Source organism: Leuconostoc citreum, assembly GCF_004354555.1.
Classification (GTDB): Bacteria; Bacillota; Bacilli; order Lactobacillales; family Lactobacillaceae; genus Leuconostoc; species Leuconostoc citreum.
The window spans coordinates 338,362-362,657 of sequence record NZ_PUFH01000004.1; the positions used below are offsets into that span (position 1 = coordinate 338,362).

Below are 24,296 nucleotides of genomic sequence, written 5' to 3' on the forward strand. Positions count from 1 at the left end.
CTTTAACGAGTTGTATAGTAAATATTATGGCTTTTGAAAATTTAACTGAACGCCTGTCCAAGGCAATGAAAAACTTAACCGGTCGTGGTCGTGTTAGTGAAGAAGATTTACGTGCAACGATGCGCGAAATACGGTTGGCCTTATTGGAGGCCGATGTCAATTATGAAACTGTCAAAAAGTTCGTAGCTAATGTTCGTGAGAAAGCGAGTGGTGCGGATATTTTAGAGGGTTTGAACCCAGCGCAACAAGTAGTTAAAATTGTCAATGATGAGTTAACGGCAACGATGGGTGAGGAAGCTGTCCCACTCAACAAATCCCCTAAAATCCCGACAGTTATTATGATGGCTGGATTACAAGGTGCCGGAAAAACAACGACGGTAGCCAAGTTAGCCTACAAATTAAAAAACGAACAGCATGCGCGACCATTACTCATTGCGGCCGATGTTTATCGCCCTGCTGCCATTGATCAATTAGAAATTTTGGGGCGTGATTTAGGTATTCCTGTCTTCCAATTGGGAACAGACATTAACCCACGTGACATTGTTCGACAAGGCCTAGCTGAGGCCCATAAAAATAAAAATGATTATGTCTTTATTGATACGGCTGGTCGCTTGCAAATTGATGAAACCTTAATGCAAGAATTAAAAGATATTGCCGATATTGCGTCACCAGACGAAATTTTATTGACAGTAGATGCTATGACCGGACAAAATGCGGCAGAAACGGCTAAAGGTTTCTCTGCTGCTTTGGACTTAACTGGTGTTGTTTTGACCAAGTTAGATGGCGACACGCGCGGTGGTGCCGCATTATCCATACGTGATGTCACTGGCAAGCCAATCAAGTTTATTGGTCAGGGCGAAAAGCCAACAGATTTGGATGTTTTTTATCCTGACAGAATGGCGTCACGTATCTTAGGCATGGGTGATGTGCTGACGTTGATTGAAAAAGCACAACGTGATTTTGATGAAGAAGCACAAGCTAAACAGCTAGAAAAGATGCGACAAAATACATTTGATTTCAATGATTTTGTTGCGCAACTTAAACAAGTACAAAAAATGGGTCCGATGGAAGATTTGTTAAAGATGATTCCAGGAATGGCAAATAATCCAGCCTTAGCTAATGTGAATATTGATGCTAAACAATTTTCTCATCTTGAAGCCATTGTTAGTTCAATGACACCAGCCGAACGTGAAAATCCTGACTTAATTAATCCTTCTCGTCGTCGTCGTTTGGCTGCCGGTGCTGGCCGACCAATTGTGGAAGTTAATCGCATGATTAAGCAATTTGACCAAATGCGTAAGATGATGAATCAAGCCACCAATGGTAATTTTGGGGGCCTTGATAAAATGATGGGTGGCTCGGGTATGGATATGTCTGCCATGATGGGCGGCATGGGTGGCGGTATGCCAAAAGGCAACTTTGGTCAAAAGGTTCAAAATTTTGCCATTAAACAAGCAGCTCGACGCTTACAAAAAGCAAAAAAGAAGCGCGGTAAAAAGTGATGAATAAATTGGCAATTGTGCTACCAATATTTGTATTTGTGGTGGTCTTGGGCTCGAATTTGCTAAACATGCCACACGTCTCAATTTTAACTATTTTATTATCAATTTTTTGGGCAGCTGTTGTAGCGTTAGTCATCTTTGGGCTAATTCGATTTTTATCATGGTGGATGTTACACTAATATGGGGGCTGATGTTGCAACGGTAGTGTACTGGATAGAATAAAGGAGAAATATGTCAGTCAAATTAATTGCTTCAGATCTTGATGCGACTTTTTTAAAAAGTGACAAGACCTTCAATGAACCACTTTTTCAACAAGTGCTCAATCAATTACATGCGCAAGGTGGCCAATTTATTGTGGCCACAGGAAATCATGTTCAAAAAGTGCACGACTATTTCAAAAATTTTAAAGGGCAATATCAGCTTATTGCTAATAACGGTGCAGAAGTGATTTTAGATGGCGAATTAAAGCACGTCTGGTCTGTACCTAATGAAGCGTTAGCTGTGATTGATAACTTAGCAGATAAGTTTACTGAAAGTTTGCAGTTGGGGGTATCATTCGTAGCCGCAAGACGTGCATATATGATTGTTAAACAACCTAATGATGAGTATCTATCTTGGGCACATACTTACTTTGAGAACTTGACCATTATTGAGTCTGTTGATGAAATTACTGAACCTATTTTAAAAATATCGCTGGTGCTGCCACAATTAGAATATGAGTTTATGCGTGAGGCAAAAGCTGTGTTAGGCAACAAGGTGCATGTAACGACTTCTGGTTATGGGGCAATTGACATTGTGAACCCAGATGTTAATAAGGCGAATGCCTTATCTTATATCGCAGAAACACTAGAGATAGCACCGGAAGAGATTATGGCCTTTGGCGATGGTCTCAATGATTTGGAAATGTTGGAGTATGTGGGTCAACCTGTTGCAATGACCAATGCCGACGAAGAATTATTTAAACATGATTTTGCGATTAGTGTTGCTGATAATGATCATGATGGTGTATTGCGAACCATACTAGAAAAAATTTAACACGCTGATGCGTGTTTTTTTGTGGTTAAAATGTTATGATTGATTAGAAAAATAAGCATTTAATGAGAGTGGTGTTAATATGAAAGAAACAATCAAAAATATGGCAGCGTATGAAGCAGAATTACCTGTAGCAGAAGTGAAAGCAACTTATGGTGTCAGTCACGTGGCACGACTATCGGCTAACGAATCTCCATATGGCCCATCACCAAAGGTTGGTCCAGCAATCAGAGATGTATCAGATGATGTTTTAGGCTTTTATCCTGACGGACAAGCCACAGCACTAAGACAGGCAGTTGCCAAGCTAGAGCAAGTGAACCCAGACTCACTTGTTTTCGGGGCAGGGGCTGACGAATTAATTGAGTTGTTGACGCGAGTTATCTTAACGCCAAATGATAATGTTATTGTGCCTAATCCTACGTTTGGTGAGTATGCCATGCACGCTCAAATTGAACAAGCGACAACTAAAAGTATTCCTGTGAATCAAGATACTGGGCATATTGATTTTGATGCAATGTTTGATGCGGTTGACGAGCATACCACGATGGTGTGGTTAGCTAATCCAAATAACCCAACAGGTGTTTTTGAGACAAGATCAGATATTTTATCTTTCTTGCAGAAGTTACCACAATCAGTTGTTTTAGTTGTTGATGAAGCCTATTATGACTTCGTAGATCAAATAGATGCTACCGTTATACGAGACGTTAAGGATTATCCCAATCTAGTCGTTTTGCGTACCTTGTCGAAAGCTTATGGTCTGGCAAACCTGAGAATCGGCTATGGCGTCATGCAGGAACCACTTTATCAGGTTATGCAGGCCGTACGTTTACCATATAATTTAAATACCTATCAAATCACAGGTGCAGTAGCTGCCCTTAGTGATCAACTTTATCTGCAATCAGTTGTTGCTAAGGTGAAGTCTGAACGTGAAAAATTTGAACAATTTTTGACGAAACACCAGTTTAAGTATTATCAATCACAAACCAACTTTCTCTGGATTAAAGTTGGTGATGCGAAACGTGTTGGTGAGGCTCTTCTGTCAGAAGGGTATCAAATTAATGACCGCCTAAATGCCGAATGGATTCGCATTGCATTAGGAACTGTGTCTGATAATGAGGGGATGCAGCGCATTTTATTGAGAAAATAAGATATCTTTATCCAAAAGGGAAGGATTCAACAAAGGAGGGTAACATTATCAGCGGATGATGTTACCTTTTTTTGTTGTATGTAATTCATATGACATTATTAAAAAAATAGTTACAAGTAAGTATTTGCTATTTAAAATGTTTAGTAGCTCGTGTTAAAATATACAATGGTACATATTATCAATTTATTTAAGTAATGTATCTTTGCATCATAAAATGGGAGATAACGATGAAAATAAAAGAAACAATTACCCGAAAAAAGCTGTACAAGTCAGGTAAAAGCTGGGTTGCGGCTGCTACAGCATTTGCCGTTATGGGGGTATCTGCGGTAACAACTGTCAGTGCCGATACACAAACGCCGGTTGGTACAACACAGAGCCAACAGGCTTTGACTGGTCAGACAGGGCAAGACAAGCCAACAACGAAAGAAGTTATCGACAAAAAGGAACCGGTTCCTGAATCTACGACTAATAATGATTCAAAGTCTGTACATGCAAGTGGAAAAAACATAGACCAACAGAACGAATTAAATAAAAATACGGCAACGGAAAACAACAAAAAAACACAAGACCAAAACACAGCAACAACACCTGATACAAAAGAGTCAAATAAAGCCGTATCAGATGACCAAAAAATAACTGTCCAGGATGATAGAAATATAGCACTATCTAAAAATCTTGTAGATAATAAAGATGCCATAAGTACTGTTATTACTGGCGGTCGATACGAACAACAAGATGGTCATTTTGTTTACTTAGATCAATCTGGTAAGAAAGTAATTGGTTTACAAAATATAAACGGTAATGTACAGTATTTTGACGAAAATGGTGCACAAGTCAAAGGCGACTTCCGTCCAGGAAAAGAAAAAAACAAAGTTTATTTTGATAAAAATACAGGAAATGCAATAGCATATATATCGAATGTAGATGGTGTTATAAACGGTGTTGATGCCACTGGAAAGCAAATAAAGGATAACTTCTTGACAGATGAGAAGGGTAATACTTATTACTTTGACAGTCAAGGCAATATGCTTAAAGGATTGCAGACTCTTGATGGTAAGCAGTATTATTTTGATGAAGAAGGTTTGTTAAAAAAGAACTATGCAGCAACCTTTAATAATCAAGTTATTTATTTTGACTCAGTGACAGGCATTGGGAAAACGGCATTAGAATATCAATTTTCGCAGGGATTGACCGACCAAAAAAGTGACTTTACAGCACATAACGCAGCTAATAGTTATGACGCTAAAAGTTTTGATAATATTCAGGGGTTTTTAACAGCTGATTCATGGTACCAACCAAAAGATATTTTAAAAGGGGGGAAAACATGGGTAGCATCGACAGAAGATGATAAACGTCCGTTGCTTATGACATGGTGGCCGGATAAACAAACACAAGCAAACTATATTAATTATATGTCTAAAACGTTTGCTACTAATGATGGTATACAATATGATGCTACAACAAATCAAAGCACTTTAAACTTAGCAACACAAAATATCCAGGTATTGATTGAACAGCGTATTGCACAAGCTAATAGCATACAATGGCTTAAAAATGAGATGTCCAATTTTATTAAAGAACAATTTAATTGGAGTAAAAAATCAGAAAATATTGATTATGGTGGTTTACAATTTCAAGGTGGATTTTTGAAATATAATAACACGCCGTTAGCATCTGATACTAATTCGGCTTTTCGTTTGCTGAACCGAGTATTATTCAATAGGGACGGAAATAGTAATGTTAAAGGATCAGAATTTTTATTAGCAAACGATGTAGATAATTCTAATCCGGTTGTTCAAGCTGAACAGTTGAATTGGCTACACTATTTGATGAATTTTGGAACGATTACAGCTAATGATCCAGATGCTAATTTTGACAGCATAAGAGTTGACGCCGTCGATAATGTGGATGCAGATTTGTTAGATATTGCACGTGATTACTTTAATGCAGTATACAAGGTTAACCAAAGTGATGTTAATGCTAATAAACATATTTCTATTTTAGAAGATTGGAGTGGATTAGATCCCAATGAGGTTGTTAAAAATGGGAATCCACAATTAACACTTAACACAGGGGTTCAAAATTCATTATTAAATGCTTTGACAAAGGGGCCTAATAATCGTTGGGGAATAGACTCATTGATTGATAAATCAACAATGAGATATCCAGATAAGGATGGTAAAATCCTTATTCCTAATTATAGTTTCGTGCGTGCACACGATAGTGAAGTTCAAGGTATCATTGGCAAAATATTAACAGATCATACGTCAGCCGAATCAGGTAATAAATTCACAAAGGATCAATTAAAACAGGCTTTGGATTATTACTATGCTGATCAAGATAAGACTGTTAAAGAATATTCGCACTATAATATGGCGAGTGCTTATGCAGCATTGTTAACAAATAAAAATACAATTCCTCGCGTTTACTACGGCGATATGTATAAGGATAATGATTCATATATGACGTCTAAGACGAATGAATTTGATTCTATTGATGCGCTGTTAAAAGCTCGTATTAAGTATGTATCAGGTAACCAAGAGATGGGTGTTGATACTAAGCATCAGGATGTGTTGACTAGTGTCAGAAATGGAAATTCACGTACTGAGGGTATTGGGGTTATTATAAGCAATAATCCTAATTTGAATTTAGGATCTGATAAAATAACGCTAAGCATGGGTGTCAACCATGCAAACCAAATGTACCGACCATTGCTATTAGCAACTGACAATGGAATCGATGTGTATAATACTGATAGTTCGACAACAATTAGAGAAACAACCGACGGGAATGGTAACCTAGAATTTTCTAGTAATTATATTAAGGGATATGGCATAAATAACAGTAAAGTATCTGGTTATTTAGCTGTTTGGGTACCAGTTGGAGCAGATGATAAGCAAGATGCTCGAGTAGCTACGAGTCAAAATAAAACAACCGATGGGTCTGTTTTCCATGCAAATGATGCATTAGATACAAATGTTATTTACGAAGGATTCTCCAACTTTCAACAAACACCAAATCTTGTAGATAAAGATCAGCGTACCAATGTTATCATTGCCAAAGAAGCGAAGAATGGAACCTTTAGTAATTGGGGAATTACTAGTTTCCAGATGCCACCCCAATATCGTTCTAGTCATGATGGAACATTTGTAGACTCGACAATTGACAATGGTTACGCATTTACTGATCGTTATGATTTAGGATTCAACAACGATGATGGAACGGAAAATCCGACAAAATATGGTACAGTAGAGGATTTGAGAAACGCAATTAAGGCATTACATAGCAAGAGCATTCAAGCTATGGCTGACTGGGTACCAGACCAAATTTATAACTTGTCAGGACAACAAGTCACTTCTGTCACACGCGTGAATGAAAAAGGGGAGACTTGGCCAAATGCAGATATTGAAAATGTTTTGTATGTTGTAGATACTGTCGGTGGTGGTAAGTATCAAGCAGAGTATGGTGGTAAATATTTGGGTGAGTTACAGCAAAAATATCCTGATTTGTTTACTAAACCGCAAATTACTACTGGGGTACCAATGGATGCCAATACGAGAATAAAGGAATGGTCTGCGAAGTATTTTAACGGTACGAATATTTTAGGGCGTGGAGCTTACTATGTATTAAAGGATTGGGCAAGTAACCAATACTTTAATGTTAACAAAGCAGATGAAGCCTTCCTACCTTTACAATTAATGAATCAAGACGCAAAAACAGGATTTGTTATTGATGCGGTAGGTGTTAAGTATTATTCTATTAGTGGTTATCAAGCGAAAAACAGTTTTATTCAAGATGATAATCATAATTGGTATTATTTTGATAATAATGGATACATGGTTCGACCAGAAAATGGCAAAAGCGGTTTGGTGCAAATGAAAGTAACAAATGCTGATGGCACTGTTCGAGAGAGCTTAGATTCATCAAATAAAGATGGACGCTATTATTACTTTATGCCAAATGGTATGGAAATAAGAAATGGCTTTGTTAAAGATATTGATGGTAAATCTTACTACTTCAACAGCGTGGGAGAAATGTTAACTAATCAATATGTATTTGATGCAAGCGGTAATGCATATCACTTGAATTCTGATGGAACAATGTCTACCGGTCTTGTTCTTGCAGGGTATAATAATGTATATCATTATTATGGCTTAAATGGTGTGCAGGTTAAAGGAAAGGTTGCATACGATAAAAATACAAATAAATGGTATAGTTTTGATGCAAATTCGGGAGATAGTCAAGCGTTCACTGACCGTCCAAATAACACGCAAGATTTTATCACAATTGATACTTCGTCAACTTTAGGTGTGAACGCTGATTATACAGCCTACATTACTAGCTCTGTCCGACAAGATGGTTTATTTGCTAATGCACCTTATGGTGTTATAACAAAGGATCAAACTGGGAATGATATAAAGTGGGAATTTATTAACAAGGACACGAAACAGTACGAAGGGCAACAAGTGCAAGTCACGCGTCAATACACAGACAGTAAGGGTGTGAGCTGGAACTTAATTACCTTTGCTGGTGGTGATTTACAAGGACAAAAGCTTTGGGTGGATAGTCGTGCGTTAACTATGACACCATTTAAAACGATGAACCAAATAAGCTTCATTAGTTATGCTAACCGCAATGATGGGTTGTTCTTGAATGCGCCATACCAAGTCAAGGGGTATCAATTAGCTGGGATGTCCAACCAATACAAGGGCCAACAAGTGACCATTGCCGGGGTGGCGAACGTTTCAGGTAAAGACTGGAGTCTGATTAGTTTTAATGGGACACAGTACTGGATTGATAGTCAGGCATTGAATACCAATTTCACACATGACATGAATCAAAAAGTCTTTGTCAATACAACTAGTAATCTTGATGGGTTATTCTTAAATGCGCCATACCGTCAACCGGGTTATAAGTTAGCCGGTTTGGCTAAAAATTACAACAACCAAACGGTTACCGTTAGTCAACAGTATTTTGATGATCAAGGCACGGTCTGGAGTCAGGTTGTCCTTGGGGGTCAGACGGTCTGGGTTGATAACCATGCATTGGCACAGATGCAAGTTAGGGATACAAACCAACAGCTCTATGTGAATAGCAATGGTCGTAATGATGGGTTATTCTTGAATGCGCCATATCGTGGTCAAGGGTCACAACTCATAGGCATGACGGCAGATTATAATGGGCAACATGTACAAGTGACCAAGCAAGGGCAAGATGCCTACGGTGCACAATGGCGTCTTATTACGCTAAATAATCAACAGGTCTGGGTTGATAGTCGCGCTTTGAGCACAACAATCATGCAAGCCATGAATGATGATATGTATGTGAATAGCAACCAACGGACAGATGGTTTGTGGTTAAACGCACCTTATACGATGAGTGGGGCTAAATGGGCTGGTGATACGCGTTCGGCTAATGGGCGCTATGTCCATATTTCAAAAGCTTATTCAAACGAAGTCGGCAACACATATTACTTGACGAATTTGAATGGTCAAAGCACATGGATTGACAAGCGGGCGTTTACTGCGACCTTTGACCAGGTGGTGGCATTAAATGCAACGATTGTGGCACGCCAACGACCAGATGGGATGTTTAAGACAGCACCATATGGTGAAGCGGGGGCGCAGTTTGTCGATTATGTGACAAACTATAACCAGCAAACCGTGCCAGTAACAAAGCAACATTCAGATGCTCAGGGTAATCAATGGTACTTAGCGACAGTGAATGGGACACAATACTGGATTGATCAACGGTCATTTTCACCAGTAGTAACGAAGGTGGTTGATTATCAAGCTAAGATTGTGCCACGGACAACACGTGATGGGGTGTTTAGTGGCGCACCCTATGGGGAAGTGAATGCTAAGCTAGTTAACATGGCAACTGCGTATCAAAATCAAGTTGTCCATGCGACAGGAGAATATACGAATGCTTCAGGGATCACATGGAGTCAGTTCGCGTTAAGCGGGCAAGAAGACAAGCTATGGATTGATAAGCGTGCTTTGCAAGCTTAAGGGAAGGATTCGACAAAGGAGGGTAACATTATCAGCGGATGGTGTTACCTTTTTTTGTTGTGCTAAATATTTCTCGCATAATTGAGACAGTTTCATGACAAATAAGCAAAACTAGTGTCAATGCTTCGGTTATGGGGTAAACTACTATTAACTATATTTAAGAATGAAATAGATATTAGCTGAGATATCTTTGAGGATGATTATGTTTAGTAGCAGAAAAATGTTTTTGTTAATTGTGAGCTTTTTTTGTGTTGCAGCATTGTTGTATAATTCCCCATCTGTAAGTGGGAATAGCACAGGTGTGGTTATGAATGGTAATTTTAAGGATTGGGAAGGAAAGTATCAGAATGTGCGTGCCAATAGTGACGCCTTTAGACATGTGGGTATTTGGGCAGATAAAGAGAATATTTACTTTTATATGGACTCGGCGCCAGATTTTAGGACTAATAACCAAGGCGGAGATAACCAACTCTATTTGAATACTGATTTTACTATAACTGTTGGAGATGAGGCATACCCAGTTAGTTCAGGACACGGATTCATGGATAACCAAATTATGAACTTTAATAATAGTTCTAAATCAGTGAGCCAAGTATTTGATATTAAGTATTGGGTTTGGCGACAAGAGTATGGTTATCAACCACCTACAGTAGGTAAAGCCTATGCACAGCATATAGTTGCTGGTAACCGCTCAAATAACATTTTTGAGGCGCAAATCCCATTCTCTGCTTTAGGCATAAAAGAGATACCTGAGAATACAAAAATTGCCATTTCAAATGAGTCAATTTGGCGAGGAAACGTGTCAATTAATTATGCTGGTTCACCAACAGGGCCATGGTTACTTGCCGGTATTGGTTTGGTTTTTGCTGGTGGTGGCTATTACCTACAAAATCAGCGCCGAAAAAAGATTACGGCATCAGCAACAAACGAGGTAATCCATGCTTAATAATGCGGTTATTATTGGTCTAATTATTATTTGGGTCTATGTATTATCTGTTCTGAAGCGTGCTAAAACGGATGCTTTTTATTTTTTGGCTGGCAGCGCAGGCTTGTTCGTTATTCTTCTTTTATGGAGTAAACCTTATGGTGTCTGGTTGTTTTCGACCATTCTCACTTGGTCGGCCGGAGTTGTTGGTCATCTTACTGGCTTATTTGATACTTTCTATGCGTCACATGTTATTCAGGTGGTGGCGAATCATCATACCAGCATTTTATTGGTTGATTATGAATGTTCAGGCATTATTGAAACAACGGCATTTTGGGGATTAATTGCCTTTTATCCTGTGTATGATGCACAAAAGCGGTTAATGTTGGCGCTTATTGGGGCATTATGGTTTTTCCTTGCAAATACGTTACGACTATCTTTTGTTGCAATTGTAATTTATTATTTTGGCGATGGGGCTTTTTATGTTGCTCATTCGATTATCGGACGCCTGTTGTTCTATTCAATTGCAATCTTACTTTATTATCTAGTCTTCACAAAGGGGCAACTTGTTAATCAAATGCTCAAAAAACAGGGATAAACTATGTCATTTTATTTACATCAATTTACTTATCAGTTAGGTTTTTGGTTCACTTGGTTGCTCATTCCGATTGTTGTGGAAATTTTCCCAGCTATTTATTTCAATCTAGTTTTGATAAAAACATCAAAAAACCATCAAGTGATGCAAGAACCATTGAAATTACCAATGGTATCTATTGTATTACCTATATATAATTCAGGACAAACATTATACCAGTGTATTCAGTCGATTAGTCAATCAACCTATCCAAAACAATTAATCCAAATTATTGCCGTGAATAATCAAAGCACTGATAACAGTTTTACGGTGTTTAATCAGGCTCAAGCTGATTTCCCAGTACTTAGAATGCAGTGGATGAACACAGATCAAGGTAAAGCGCGTGCACTAAATGCTGCTATTTATAATAGTATGGGGCAATATATTATTAATTTGGATACTGATGGTTGGTTAGAACCCAATGCCTTAAAACGGTTTGTGCTTTATTTTGAAAATCACTCAGAAATTGATGCAGCAACTGGTACGATTCTGACACAAAAAAAAATGATTCAAAAAACGCAAAGTAAATGGCTTAAATTGCTACAGTTAAACGAATATTTTGAGTATGCACAATCATTCTTATCAGGCCGTAGTATTGAAAACCGTGGTAATCGTTTGTTCACAATGTCAGGTGCATTTTCAGCGTTTAGACGTGATGTATTAGTTCAGACATTTATGTATAATGTTGACACGGTTGGTGAAGATACTGATATGACATTTCAACTGCGATTCCGCCTAGGCAAGCGTATAGGTTTCTGTGATGATGCCATGTTTTATGTTGAACCAATATCAGGTTATAGTGAACTTTATTTACAACGGCAGCGTTGGCAGCGTGGGCAAATTGAAGTCGCACAAAATTTCATGCAGAATAAGTTGAGTGTCCGTCAGATTTTTACTAACTTTATGATTAGTCGATTAATGATTGATCACACGTTTATATTTCCACGCTTGGTTTGGATTACTGGCCTTGCGATGTTATTATTTTTCGGTTACTCACCTGTCGTTGTGTCTATGTCAGTTGTGATGATGTACGTGTTATATGTTGCTTATGGGTTGATGAACTATACTAGTTCATATATGCTTTTGAAAGCGTTTCCCACTGAACGCGCTTACTTTAAAAATAAATGGTGGATAGCATTCACTATGCCACTTTATAATGGCATTAATACGTTAATTCGTTTTATTGGAATTATTAATACAATGACTAGAAATGCGGCTTGGCAGACAAAAACTTTTAAATCTGAAACACGTGATATTAAAAACATTCTGATGGCTGATTGGTCGCAGTTATGGAAGGATAAAAAATAGTTATGAGTAACAAGGTTTTAACATATAGGTTACGAACTTTTATTAATGCCACGCATGCAGTACGTTGGCAAGGAGTACAAGGTGTAGCACATCCTCACACGTGGGAATTGATTTTGGATATCCAACCGATGACTTATCCACAACCAATGAAGTTTGAAGATATTGAGACAGTGATTAATGATAGCATTGCAGTTTTTTCAGGTGAATTTCTAAACACTGTCGCACCATTTGATGACATTAATCCAACGCTTGAAAATTTTGCCGAAGTGCTATTTGATATTTTAACTACAGCTTTACTCAAAATATCATGTCAATTGCTGGATTTGTCTGTTGGTGAATCGCCAACGCGATTTATTAATATTGCTTTGGCGCAAGATTGAAGAGGTGGGTGGTGATGCGGACTAAATTACAACGGTGTGCTTATAATATACAAAAATGCCTAGATAGCATATATCTATTGTTTATTTTTATAACGTTATATTTTGCGGTGACTTCGACTAATTTGAATTTAAGAAGTAATTCAGGTGATGAATTTATTGGTATTGGCACGACTTGGGTATCCATCGTTTTTTTGTTGATAATCATTGCAATTGTATTGGCTTTTGCTGTTAATCAGACGTTTAGAACGCTTTGGCGACGAGTGTTTATACAGCATGGCGTGCTAGTAGCCACTATCATGGTTGTTTTAGCATTACTTTGGCAATTAATTGTCATTCTACAGACACATCCAGCCATTGGTTTTGATCCCGGTGCCATTCATGAAGCATTGACGCAAACGAGTTCAGCTAATATAAGATCTTATTATAGCTACAATACGAACAATTTATCATTATTATTGATTCAACATGAAATTGCCAAAGTAATGCATAATACCTCTTGGTTAATGTTTGACTTAGTCAACTGGTTATTGTTAATTGGGACTGCCCTCGTTAATATGACGACAGTCTGGTTCGTTGATAAACGTAAATTAGCGATTGGCTTGTATACACATGCTGTTTGGTTAATGCTTTTTCCAATGGTGTTGGTACCTTATTCCGACATTTATGTTTTACCGTTTGTAGCGCTTTTGATACTGTGTTATGTAATCATATCAACAACAAAATGGCATATAGTGTTAAAGGTGGGCATCAGCATTATAGCTGGTTTGACCTTGTCTGGCATTTACTTTCTCAAACCCTCAGCAATGATTCCTATTATTGCTATATTTGTTGTAGAATTTTTACACATTTTGATAACTAGAAATAATAATCAAAAAATAATGTTGATGAAAATTTTAGTGGTGACTGTATTTTTGCTGACAGCAGGATTCAGTTATCAGTTAGGCAACAAGGTATTACAAAATCAAACTTATATGGTGATTCAGAAAAATCGTACCTTACCACCAATTCATTTTATTAGTATGGGTGTGAGTGGCGATGGCGGTTATAATGCACAAGATGTCTTAGCAATGGCTAAACAACCTTCACAGGCTGCTATGTCACGCTATTCAAAAGACAAGTTAGTTGAAAGGTTACAACAGAAAGGGTTCATTGGCTATCTCATCTTTTTAGTTCACAAACAAGATAAAAATACATCAGATGGTACATTTGCTTGGCTGAAAGAGGGACGCTTTATCATCGATAAACCAGCAAAAAATGGTGTAAAAAGTGTGATACAAAATATTATTTATCCAAGTGGACATTATCTTTCTGACTTTCATTTTATTGCGCAATTCTGGTGGGTTATGTGTATCGGAATTATTAGTCTGGGATGGCGGCAAAAAGACCGACTGACAGCTGTGTTACGGCTAGCTATTGTTGGGGGCTTTTTGTATCTGTTGATTTTTGAGGGCGGCCGCTCACGATACATTATTCAGTTTTTACCGATATTTTTATTATTAACAGTGTTTGTCTGGCCACAAACAGTTGCACTAATTCAAGAGAAATTATCATGGCTTAATGTCAATAAAAAAAACATGTGATACTTTTTTAGAAACAACATTTTTTATTTGTTTTTCTATATCTTATCTCTCTTTTGTATGGTAAAATGTTTAGGTAAAAGGCGTTTATTGTTTTATTGTTCGTGTTTTACTAAAAAATAAAACGTGCCGTTACAGAGGGACACTCACGGATGGGCGCAAACAGGTGTTATCACGTTTGACTGACAACACTTTCTCCGACAAACCTATCCCGTCTGAAAGCAGCTGTGGCCGTACTAGGAGAAAAATATGTCTGGTGTAATTGTTGTTGGTTCGCAATGGGGCGATGAAGGTAAAGGTAAGATAGTAGACTTTTTTGCAGAGCATGCAGATGCAGTTGTGCGCTATCAAGGTGGCAATAATGCCGGTCATACTATCTGGCATGGCAATACAAAATTTGAGTTGTCAGCTTTACCTTCAGGAATCCTAACAGAAGGCCAATTAGCAGTTATTGGTAATGGTGTTGTGGTAAACCCTGAGGCTTTGCTTGCAGAAATTGCGGAAGTACAGTCTCAAGGTATTGCAATTGATAATTTGCGAATTTCAAATCGTGCGCATGTTATCATGCCTTATCACATTGCGCTTGATAAAGCTGCAGAATCATCAACAAATAATCGTATTGGTACAACTAAAAAAGGAATTGGTCCGGCTTATACAGATAAAATTTCACGTGTTGGTATTCGTGTGGCAGACTTAGTTGATCCTGATGTATTTGCTAAGTTGCTAAAAGAATACTTACCGTTTAAAAATGCACAATTGACCAAATTGTACAATGAAGAAGCACTGAACTACGATGACATTTATGAAACTTATGTTGAATATGGGCGTCAATTGGCGCCATATGTGACTGATACTTCCTATTTGCTTGGTCAGATGATGGCCAACAAAAAGCGTGTCGTTTTTGAGGGTGCCCAAGGTATTATGCTTGATGTTGATCATGGCACTTATCCTTATGTTACTAGTTCAAATCCTACTGCTGGTGGGGTTATGAATGGTGCTGGCGTAGGACCAAAACAAATTCAAGACGTGGTCGGGGTCATCAAAGCCTATACGTCACGTGTTGGGGAAGGCCCTTTCCCAACGGAATTACATGACGACATTGCTGATCATATTCGTGAAGTTGGTCATGAATATGGGGTGGTTACTAAGCGACCACGTAGAATTGGTTGGTTAGATGCTGTTGCGTTGCGACATGCGGTACAAGTATCTGGCTTGACAAAGTTAGCAATTAACTCACTTGATGTTTTGACCGGATTAAAAACGCTTAAAATCGCTACATCATACACCTATAAAGGCGAAGAAATTCATCATTTTCCAGCATCAGACACATGGTTTGAAGGCTTAGATGTTAACTTTGAGACACTACCTGGATGGGATGAGGATATTACTGGTGTGCAATCATTTGATGAATTACCAGCTAATGCGCAAAACTATTTAAAGCGTATTTCTGATTTATTGTCGGTCGACTTGTTAAGCTTTGCTGTGGGACCAAAGCCTGAGGAAACTCATTTACTCAGTGACGTTTGGCAATAATGTCTTATAACTTAGAAGGTGAGTAAGCAATGGTAACATTACAAGCAGCAGATTTGTTATTCGTACGAAATCAACATGATGGCATGGATGATGCTATTGCAGCCGCAACTGGCGATTATGTTCATGTTGGTATTGTGGTTGATGAGACACATGTTATTCATGCTAGTCCAAAATATGGTGTGGCAACGCAAACACTGGCACAATTTTTGTCGGATTCACCACATCCTGATCTTTATCGACCAGAAATTCAAAAACATCAAGCTGAGAATGTGATTGCGCAAGCCAAGACATACGAAGGTTTATCTTATAATAAAACTTTTTATCCAGATGGTGACGGTATTTATTGTTCACAGTTAGTAGAGTTAGCCTTTCAGGGTATGATTACATTTCCGACACAACCGTTACATTTTAATGATGATAAACAAGAAGTGTCAGATTATTGGCAGCATTATTATGACAAGCTAAATGTTGCTGTGCCAATTAACCAACCTGGCTCAAACCCAGAAGCCATGGCAAAAGATAAAAATTTAAAGTTTATTGACAAATTGTAAAAAACACGATTCCGCAACGACTAATCATGAGTCGCTAAGAATCGTGTTTTTCTTATGCTTTAACAGGAGATGCTTGATTTTCAGTGATAACAATATGATTGGCATCATCTAAATCAGCAAGTAATACGGTACTTGCTGGATGTGCCAAGTAGTAATCTGCCAGTTGATCTGCAATCTTATCTTGCAAGACACGCCGTAGAGGTCTTGCCCCTAGTGCAGGATTATAACCAAGTTCAGCTAACTTAGCTTTTGCTGAATCGCTAACAATGACATTCAGATTATTATCAGCCAAATTAGTGTTCATGTCAGCTAAGAGTAAATCAACAATAGTCAGTAAATGCTTTTGAGTGAGTGTTTGGAATTCAATAATATCATCAAAACGGTTCAAAAATTCAGGACGGAAATAATTTTCTAGGCGTTGCAAAAGTCTGCTTTGCGCATCAACTTGATTGAAGCCCATTGGTGTATTACCAGTATCTGTTGAACCGGCATTAGAAGTCATAATAACAATAGTATCTTTGAAACTAACAACATGTCCTTGAGCATCCGTTAAGCGACCATCATCTAAAATCTGCAAGAACATATTCATGACATCAGGATGGGCTTTTTCAGCTTCATCAATTAAAACTAATGAATAAGGGTGACGGCGAACTTGCTCTGTTAATTGACCGGCTTCTTCATACCCAACATAACCAGCAGGAGCGCCAATGAGCTTAGATACGGCATGCTTTTCCATATATTCTGACATATCAAATCGAATTAAAGCGTCTTTGCTACCAAACATCTCTTGCGCTAACTGCTTGGCGAGCTCAGTCTTACCAACACCCGTTGGACCAACAAAGAGGAAAGAACCAATAGGACGACCAGATTTTGTTAAACCAATTCGGTTACGACGAATGGCTTTAGCAACCGTTGCCACTGCATCATCTTGTCCAATAATGTGCGTTGATAGATTTTGATCAAGTGTCTGTAGTTGATTAGCTTCGTTTTCTTTTAGTGCACCTACAGGAATATCGGTCTTATCTTCAATGATTTGTAAAATATCTTTTTCTGTAATTGCTTGAGGTTTAAACATTTCAGGGTGCGCCTCAACTTGCGCTTTCTGTGATGTTAGCTGGTTGGCTTGATCGCGCCAGTAGCTTGCTTTTTCAAAATCCTCTTTATCAATGGCTTCTTGCTTTAGGCTCTCAGCGTGATCAATTTTTGCTTGGATTGTTTTAGGGTCAGCGATTTTCATTGACAGGTTCTTACGTGAACCAGCTTCATCAATGAGATCAATGGCTTTATCAGGTAAAAAGCGTTCTGTGATATAACGATCTGAGAGATCGACGGCAGCTGTTATTGCTTCGTCAGTAAACGCAACGTGATGATAATCTTCATATCGCTTTTGGATACCTTTTAAGATTGTAATTGTGGCTGACTTACTTGGTTCGTTAACCTGTACAGGTTGAAAACGACGCGCAATGGCACCGTCTTTTTCGATTTTACGGTACTCGTTTAAGGTTGTGGCACCAATGAGTTGAAATTCCCCTCGGGCCAGAGCTGGCTTTAATATATTGCCAGCATCCATACCGCCTTCAGCGTTACCAGCACCCATGATTTCATGTATTTCGTCGATGAATAAAATGACATCATCATTACTTGCCACTTCCTTCATTAGTTGACGCATACGTCCTTCAAATTGTCCTCGCATGGCTGTACCTTGTACCATGGCGGACATATCTAGACGAATCACTTCTTTGGAACGCAATTTTTCAGGGACTTTGTTAGCAACAATGGCTTGGGCCAAGCCTTCAACAACGGCCGTTTTACCAACACCTGCTTCACCGATTAAAACAGGATTGTTTTTTGTGCGTCGATTTAAAATTTCAATTGTTCGGGAAATTTCTTGATCACGCCCGATAACAGGATCAAGCTTACCTTCACGGGCTTGCTGCGTTAGATTTATACCGTATTCTTCGAGTAAAGTAGGGCGTTTATTTTGTTTGTTTTTTTTATCTTGTGTTGTGTTTGACGTTGACTGGTTGGCTGAACTCGTTTGCATTTGTTCATTCATAGCCCGCATCATCTCATCAAAATTGATGTTACCAAATCCAAATGGGTCTTGTGATGCCATAATATCACCGTGTGTGATCCTGAAAAAACGTGATGCACACATTTTCCTTTCTTAATTATGTCTCAAGTATAGCACCTAAAGATTAAATCGCAATTAAAATTAGCACTCTTTTATTTAGAGTGCTAAAAAGAAAATGTTGTATAATAATTGTGAGGTAAAATTATGGATTATGAACAACAATTAAATGATTTGAGAGATGGTAAAATTGACGAATTAGCCATTACGCCAGAAACCTTTCCCGCCTTTCAAAAAGTTTGGCGTGACTTTCCGTCTCAAAATAAAATAAGAGGCGTTGCAAGTAAGCAGGGTCATGTTAAATATATTCGCGTAAATTAGTCGGCAATATCGTCGATTTTTATGCTACAATACTATAAGTTAAGCATTTTTAAGATATGCATATTTTAAAAAGTAAAAAGGGGCAGCGTCGTGGCATTTTCATTTGGACAACGAAACGTCGGTATCGATCTTGGTACTGCCAACACATACGTATATATTGAAGGGCGAGGCATTGTACTACGAGAACCTTCAGTGGTTGCACGTAATACGCAAACCAATGAGGTTGTAGCTGTCGGCTCTGAAGCAAAAGACATGCTCGGCCGTACACCAGCTAGTATCGCAGCTATTAGGCCAATGCGTGATGGTGTTATTGCAGACTATGATACAACTGTTGCAATGATTCGGTACTACCTTCAAAAGGCACTTGGTGGACGTATCGGTAAACCATACGTTACAGTTGGCGTACCTTCAGGTGTGACAGCTGTTGAACGTCGCGCCGTGATTGATGCCGCCCGTGTGGCCGGCGCACGCGACGCCTATGTTATTGAAGAACCATTTGCCGCTGCTGTTGGTGCAGGTTTACCTGTAATGGATCCTACTGGTTCAATGGTGGTGGATATGGGTGGCGGTACTACTGATGTCGCTACTATTTCTTTGGGTGGTATTGTGTCGAGTCGTTCGATTCGTATTGCCGGAGATAAATTAGACGAATCAATTGCCAATTTTGTACGGAATAAGTACAATGTAACAATTGGCGAGCCAACCGCTGAACGCCTTAAGATAGAAATTGGCGCTGCGTCACTGGCGCTTGCACGCACATTACCAGATGCTTCCGTGCGTGGTCGAGATTTGTTAACTGGTTTACCTAAGACAATTGATGTGACTGCTGAAGATGTTGCTATGGCGATTCAAGAGCCTGTCAGAGAGATTGTTATCGCTATTCGCGAAACCTTGGAATCCACGCAACCTGAATTGGCAGCTGATGTCATTGATCATGGTATGGTGTTAACAGGTGGCGGCGCTATGTTGCGTGATATGGATAAAATTATTCAAGAAGCAACGAAGGTACCAGTTTTGATTGCAAACGAACCATTAGATGCAGTAGCTATTGGCACAGGCGAAGCCTTGAAGTCAATCGACGTTATGCGTCAAAATTAATCATTTATTAAGATAAAGAATTAACATTAGCGTGGCGGCTGGCGCTACGCTTTTATTTTTGAAAAAGGGGACAACAACATGCGTAAAATATTTTCTTCACGTACCGTTGTGACAATGATTATTGCGTTTATTGTGATTATCGGATTAATCACAGGTTCTAACTGGTTAGCAAAACGTACCAACACACCGCCTTTTATTCAACGTTTTGGTAACGATTTGGCTGGGGGAGTCAGTCGTATTATTGCGGTACCTACGACAGCAATTGGGCGAACAGCCAATAGTATCGGTAATTTATTAGATACTTTTGAAGAAAACCGCACGTTAAAGTCAAAGCTCGACCAGTTTGCGCAAGATAAGGTGCGACTACAAACCGTTGAAGAAGAAAATCGATCACTGAAAAAACAATTAGGGCTACAGGCGACTTTAACCGACTATAAAACAGTTTCTGCTGTGACAATTAGTCGTTCACCAACAACTTGGCAGTCACAATTAGTGATTAATAAAGGCACGAACACTGGCTTAAAAAAAGGTATGCCAGTGTTGTCAGGTGCTGGAATTATTGGTCGTATTAGCGAAGTCAATACAACAAATGCAAAAGTGGCTTTAATTTCAGACACCAGTGAAGATGCTAATCGCTTTGCCATCACGATTAAGGGTGGTAGTGGCGATGTTAATGGTATTGTGACTGGATTTAATCGAGAGAAAAATCAATTAATTATGGGACAGGTTACCTCAGATAGCACAATTAAATCAGGTGATTTGGTTGAAACGTCTGGTTTAGGTGGTGTGATACCTGCTGGACTGTACGTGGGTAAAGTTGCGCGTGTGACAAAGGACGACTACGGTTTGTCAAAACGTATATATATTGAACCAGCAGCTGATTTGGGCAATATTACCACGGTTATGGTTGCTGTATCTCAGTTAGGAGCAAAATAATGGCATTTTGGCAAATAACACGGCTAAGGGTTGTTTATCCCGTTTTACTTGTACTACTTCTTTTTGTTGATGGCGCTTTGATGGCTGGTATGGGCGGTATTTTTACTGCTTTTCCTTGGCATGTTTTACCAGTGACGACTTTAATTTGGTTATTTTACGGTGTGCAGTTTGACGTTGAGGCGGATCTACCGTTCTGGCTTTACACTGTCTTAGTGGGTATCTTATTTGATATGTATTATACTGGCATTTTTGGGACCTACACAGTAGCCTTTGTTGCCGCGACAGCTTTAATGAAACAACTTAAGCGAGTATTAGATGAACGCTTATTAAGTGGGGCAACAATCTTTCTCATCAGTCTAGTCGTCTATTTGTTGATAACTTACTTTGCTGGCTTTGTCATTGGGATTGCCAATGTCAGTGTTGCCACTTTTCTTATGTATGAAGTGTTGCCCACGGTAATACTAAATACTATAATTGCCACAGTTGGCTATTATCCTGTCTGGTCACTTTTTCAGTTTTTAAGATAGGACTTGACAAGTTGGCATAAAAAGGATATATTATTGTCAATATTAAAAACGTTGAGCAGAAGAGTAGTTTGATTAATTTTTCAGAGAGTTTGCGGTTAGTGTGAGCAAATAAATTATTCAGATGAACCACATCTGTGAGTATGTAGTTGAATTGAAGTAGGCTGCATCGGAAGTGCCCGTTATCGCATACAGTCTTTGGACTTATTGAGGTATTATCAGTGATGGTTAATACATTTAAGAGGTGGCACCGCGGTAACGCCCTCTGAGTAGTGATACTCGGAGGGCGTTTTTGCTACTATGACAAAGACTGAGTAAGTGATTTTGTGTGAGCAAGGTCAGAACATGAGGTGGCACCACGCTCGAGCGTCCTCTTGCAATATTTTGCAAGAGGGCTTTTTTAATATATAACATAATATTTAAATGTGATAAGGAGAAAAAAATGAACTATTTCCTCAATATTTTACCCAGCTTATTATCAGGCTTGAAAATGACACTGGGGGTGTTTTTTCTAACAATTGTTGGGTCTGTGCCACTAGGAATTATTGTTTCCCTAGGTATGAAGTCGGAGTACTTTACAATTCGTTGGCTAATTAATGGCTACATATGGATTATGCGAGGGACACCATTACTCCTTCAGCTCATATTTGTTTATTATGGTTTAGGCATGATGGGTATTACATTTCCTCGATTTGAAGCTGCTGCTATTGCCTTTATTATTAATTATGGCGCTTATCTAGCCGAAATATTCAGAGGGGGGCTACAAGCGGTACCCCGTGGTCAATATGATGCGGCTAAGGTTCTTGGGCTCAATAAAGTACAAACTTTTTTTAAGATTATATTGCCACAAGTTATTAAAATTGTTGTACCATCTTTTGGAAACGAGATTATCAATCTGGTGAAAGATACGTCGTTAGTTTATGTTATTGGTTTGGGTGATATTCTGCGGGCTGGGAACATTGCTGCAAGTAGAGATGTTACGCTAGTGCCTTATCTATTAGTCGGCATGATTTATCTGTTGATGACGGCAATTGTGACTGTGTTGCTAAAACAAAGTGAAAGTCGTTTGAATGTTTGGAGGTAACTGATGTTAGAAATTAAAAACTTAACAAAAAAATATGCTGATAACACGATTTTTAAATCATTAGATTTAACTGTTCAAGATGGTGAAGTCTTGAGTATTGTGGGCCCATCAGGTATTGGTAAAACAACCCTAATTAAAATATTAGCTGGCTTAGAAACAGCTGACAGTGGTGAAATTAAACTAAATCATGACGTGCTAGCAGTCGATGGTTCTAGATCTGATGCGAAAGTGGGCCTCATCTTTCAAGATTTTAACTTATTTCCAAATTATTCAGTTTTAGACAATGTGGCTTTGGCACCGATTAGTGTTATGAAATTATCGAAAAGCGAAGCAAGACAAGTAGCCAAACAATTATTGGAAACATTAGGTATGAGCGATAAAGTTGCTCTCTACCCTTTCCAGTTATCGGGCGGGCAAAAACAACGAGTGGCGATTGCGCGAGCACTAGCGATGCAACCGCAGATTTTGGCTTATGATGAACCAACGAGTGGGTTGGATGAAGCGTCAACACGTCAAGTGGCTGAGGTTGTTAAGACATTAAAACAACAAGGTGTGACGCAGATGATTATTACACATGATCAATTCTTTGCCGAATTAGTGTCTGATCGTGTATTCGACTTTGCAACGGAGGTGAAACGATAATGGTCAGTATGAAACGTAAAATCATTGTGAACACGTTGGTTGGTTTAGCTTTTTTAGCCATTGTTATTTGGGCAATTCTGTCCCTTGGCGTTGGTAATAAGCAGAACAAAGACATGCAAGCTACAGCGCAAAAAGATGATTGGCAGCGTATTAAGCAAGAAAAACAAATTACTATCGGATTAGATGATACCTTTGTGCCAATGGGATTTAGAAACAAAGAAGGTAACATTGTGGGGTTTGATGTTGACCTAGCAAATGCAGTGTTTAAAAACATGGATATCAAAGTTAAGTGGCAACCTATTGATTGGTCTATGAAAGAAACTGAACTAAACACGGGCAACATTGATGCGATTTGGAATGGTTATACTAAGACGACGGCGCGCGCTAAACAGGTGGCTTTTTCTGACACGTATCATCGGGCAACACAAGTTTTAGTGACATTAAAGAAAAATAATATTAATCGCTTTTCAGACATGAAAGGTAAAGTATTAGGAGATCAAACGGCTTCGAGTGGTGATGAGGGCTTTAATAAATACCCTGATGTTTTAAAACAGTACGTTAAAGACCAAAAAGTTGTTGGTTATGATACTTTTGATAAAGCATTTAACGATCTAAATGCTGGAAGAATAGATGGATTACTCATTGATGAAGATTATGCGCGTTACTATGTGGCCCATCAGCCAAACCCTAAAGATTATACTGTGACTGTTGGCGCATTTCCTGTTGATATGACAGCAGTTGGTTTCAGAAAATCGGATAATAAGTTGCGTGAAGCAGTTAATAAAGCTTTAACACAATTCAAAAAAGATGGCCGTTTACAACAAATTGAAAACAAATGGTTTGCTAATTAAAACACAAAATCAAAGCTAAACAATAGCTTTGATTTTTTCTTTAGAAAATAACGATCATTTTGTCATGAATGTCTGAAAAATGTTAAACTAGTAGTATTATGAGTTGAGA

General features: G+C 38.5%; 20 protein-coding genes and 1 other annotated feature. Of the genes, 19 read left to right on the forward strand and 1 reads right to left on the reverse strand.

Going from position 1 to position 24,296, the window contains the following annotated elements; genetic code table 11:
• Window positions 1-26 precede the first annotated feature (26 nt).
• The 12 genes from ffh to C5L21_RS03540 all read left to right on the forward strand — a co-directional run bounded on the left by ffh (window position 27) and on the right by C5L21_RS03540 (window position 16,600).
• Window positions 27-1,502: a signal recognition particle protein gene (gene ffh, locus C5L21_RS03485; protein ID WP_004903790.1), complete on the forward strand. Its 1,476-nt coding sequence runs from the start codon at window positions 27-29 to the stop codon at window positions 1,500-1,502.
• A complete protein-coding gene (locus C5L21_RS03490) occupies window positions 1,502-1,681 on the forward strand; it encodes a hypothetical protein (RefSeq protein ID WP_004903787.1) in 180 nt (59 codons plus the stop codon). Before ffh ends, C5L21_RS03490 begins: the two co-directional genes overlap by 1 nt.
• A gap of 52 nt (window positions 1,682-1,733) precedes the next feature.
• Complete coding sequence (locus C5L21_RS03495) at window positions 1,734-2,537, forward strand: Cof-type HAD-IIB family hydrolase (protein ID WP_133286031.1); 804 nt, start codon at window positions 1,734-1,736, stop codon at window positions 2,535-2,537.
• A 79-nt stretch (window positions 2,538-2,616) separates the two neighbouring features.
• A complete protein-coding gene (gene hisC / locus C5L21_RS03500; protein ID WP_133286032.1) occupies window positions 2,617-3,681 on the forward strand; it encodes a histidinol-phosphate transaminase in 1,065 nt (354 codons plus the stop codon).
• A gap of 227 nt (window positions 3,682-3,908) precedes the next feature.
• A complete protein-coding gene (locus C5L21_RS03505; protein WP_133286033.1) occupies window positions 3,909-9,692 on the forward strand; it encodes a glycoside hydrolase family 70 protein in 5,784 nt (1,927 codons plus the stop codon).
• Between the two features lie 307 nt (window positions 9,693-9,999).
• On the forward strand, window positions 10,000-10,638 hold the full coding sequence (locus tag C5L21_RS03510; RefSeq protein WP_223245995.1) for a Firmicu-CTERM sorting domain-containing protein: 639 nt from the start codon (window positions 10,000-10,002) through the stop codon (window positions 10,636-10,638).
• Complete coding sequence (xrtG, locus tag C5L21_RS03515) at window positions 10,631-11,215, forward strand: exosortase family protein XrtG (protein WP_004902005.1); 585 nt, start codon at window positions 10,631-10,633, stop codon at window positions 11,213-11,215. Before C5L21_RS03510 ends, xrtG begins: the two co-directional genes overlap by 8 nt.
• 3 nt (window positions 11,216-11,218) lie before the next feature.
• Window positions 11,219-12,559: a TIGR03111 family XrtG-associated glycosyltransferase gene (locus tag C5L21_RS03520; protein ID WP_133286034.1), complete on the forward strand. Its 1,341-nt coding sequence runs from the start codon at window positions 11,219-11,221 to the stop codon at window positions 12,557-12,559.
• Between the two features lie 2 nt (window positions 12,560-12,561).
• Window positions 12,562-12,939, forward strand: a complete 378-nt coding sequence (locus tag C5L21_RS03525) for a 6-carboxytetrahydropterin synthase (protein ID WP_004901999.1) — start codon at window positions 12,562-12,564, stop codon at window positions 12,937-12,939.
• Between the two features lie 14 nt (window positions 12,940-12,953).
• Window positions 12,954-14,519, forward strand: a complete 1,566-nt coding sequence (locus C5L21_RS03530; RefSeq protein ID WP_241652868.1) for a TIGR03766 family XrtG-associated glycosyltransferase — start codon at window positions 12,954-12,956, stop codon at window positions 14,517-14,519.
• A gap of 246 nt (window positions 14,520-14,765) precedes the next feature.
• Window positions 14,766-16,049: an adenylosuccinate synthase gene (locus C5L21_RS03535; RefSeq protein ID WP_004908014.1), complete on the forward strand. Its 1,284-nt coding sequence runs from the start codon at window positions 14,766-14,768 to the stop codon at window positions 16,047-16,049.
• A gap of 29 nt (window positions 16,050-16,078) precedes the next feature.
• Window positions 16,079-16,600 carry a YiiX/YebB-like N1pC/P60 family cysteine hydrolase gene (locus tag C5L21_RS03540; protein ID WP_004901994.1) on the forward strand — a complete coding sequence of 174 codons (522 nt, stop codon included), beginning with the start codon at window positions 16,079-16,081 and terminating at the stop codon, window positions 16,598-16,600.
• 52 nt (window positions 16,601-16,652) lie between these two features.
• Here C5L21_RS03540 and C5L21_RS03545 read toward each other — a convergent pair whose 3' ends face one another.
• Window positions 16,653-18,716, reverse strand: a complete 2,064-nt coding sequence (locus C5L21_RS03545) for an ATP-dependent Clp protease ATP-binding subunit (RefSeq protein WP_133286035.1) — start codon at window positions 18,714-18,716, stop codon at window positions 16,653-16,655.
• Window positions 18,717-18,878: 162 nt separating this feature from the next.
• On the opposite strand from C5L21_RS03545, the gene C5L21_RS09425 reads away from it, so the two are divergent.
• From C5L21_RS09425 to C5L21_RS03575, 7 genes are all read left to right on the forward strand, one after another.
• Window positions 18,879-19,052: a hypothetical protein gene (locus C5L21_RS09425; RefSeq protein WP_004901989.1), complete on the forward strand. Its 174-nt coding sequence runs from the start codon at window positions 18,879-18,881 to the stop codon at window positions 19,050-19,052.
• Window positions 19,053-19,142: 90 nt separating this feature from the next.
• Window positions 19,143-20,150, forward strand: coding sequence for a rod shape-determining protein (locus C5L21_RS03550; RefSeq protein WP_004901987.1), 1,008 nt, complete (start codon window positions 19,143-19,145; stop codon window positions 20,148-20,150).
• A gap of 78 nt (window positions 20,151-20,228) precedes the next feature.
• Window positions 20,229-21,086 (forward strand): rod shape-determining protein MreC, encoded by an 858-nt coding sequence (mreC, locus tag C5L21_RS03555; protein WP_004901984.1) that lies wholly within the window; start codon window positions 20,229-20,231, stop codon window positions 21,084-21,086.
• Entirely contained in the window at window positions 21,086-21,613 is a 528-nt protein-coding gene (gene mreD / locus C5L21_RS03560; protein WP_133286036.1) for a rod shape-determining protein MreD, read from the forward strand. The genes mreC and mreD overlap by 1 nt, the downstream gene beginning before the upstream one ends.
• 42 nt (window positions 21,614-21,655) lie before the next feature.
• Window positions 21,656-21,879: a binding site (T-box leader), on the forward strand.
• A 173-nt stretch (window positions 21,880-22,052) separates the two neighbouring features.
• Entirely contained in the window at window positions 22,053-22,694 is a 642-nt protein-coding gene (locus C5L21_RS03565) for an amino acid ABC transporter permease (protein ID WP_040177251.1), read from the forward strand.
• 3 nt (window positions 22,695-22,697) lie between these two features.
• On the forward strand, window positions 22,698-23,336 hold the full coding sequence (locus C5L21_RS03570; RefSeq protein ID WP_004901979.1) for an amino acid ABC transporter ATP-binding protein: 639 nt from the start codon (window positions 22,698-22,700) through the stop codon (window positions 23,334-23,336).
• Window positions 23,336-24,187 carry an amino acid ABC transporter substrate-binding protein gene (locus C5L21_RS03575; protein WP_133286037.1) on the forward strand — a complete coding sequence of 284 codons (852 nt, stop codon included), beginning with the start codon at window positions 23,336-23,338 and terminating at the stop codon, window positions 24,185-24,187. The genes C5L21_RS03570 and C5L21_RS03575 overlap by 1 nt, the downstream gene beginning before the upstream one ends.
• The last annotated feature ends 109 nt before the right edge of the window (window positions 24,188-24,296 follow it).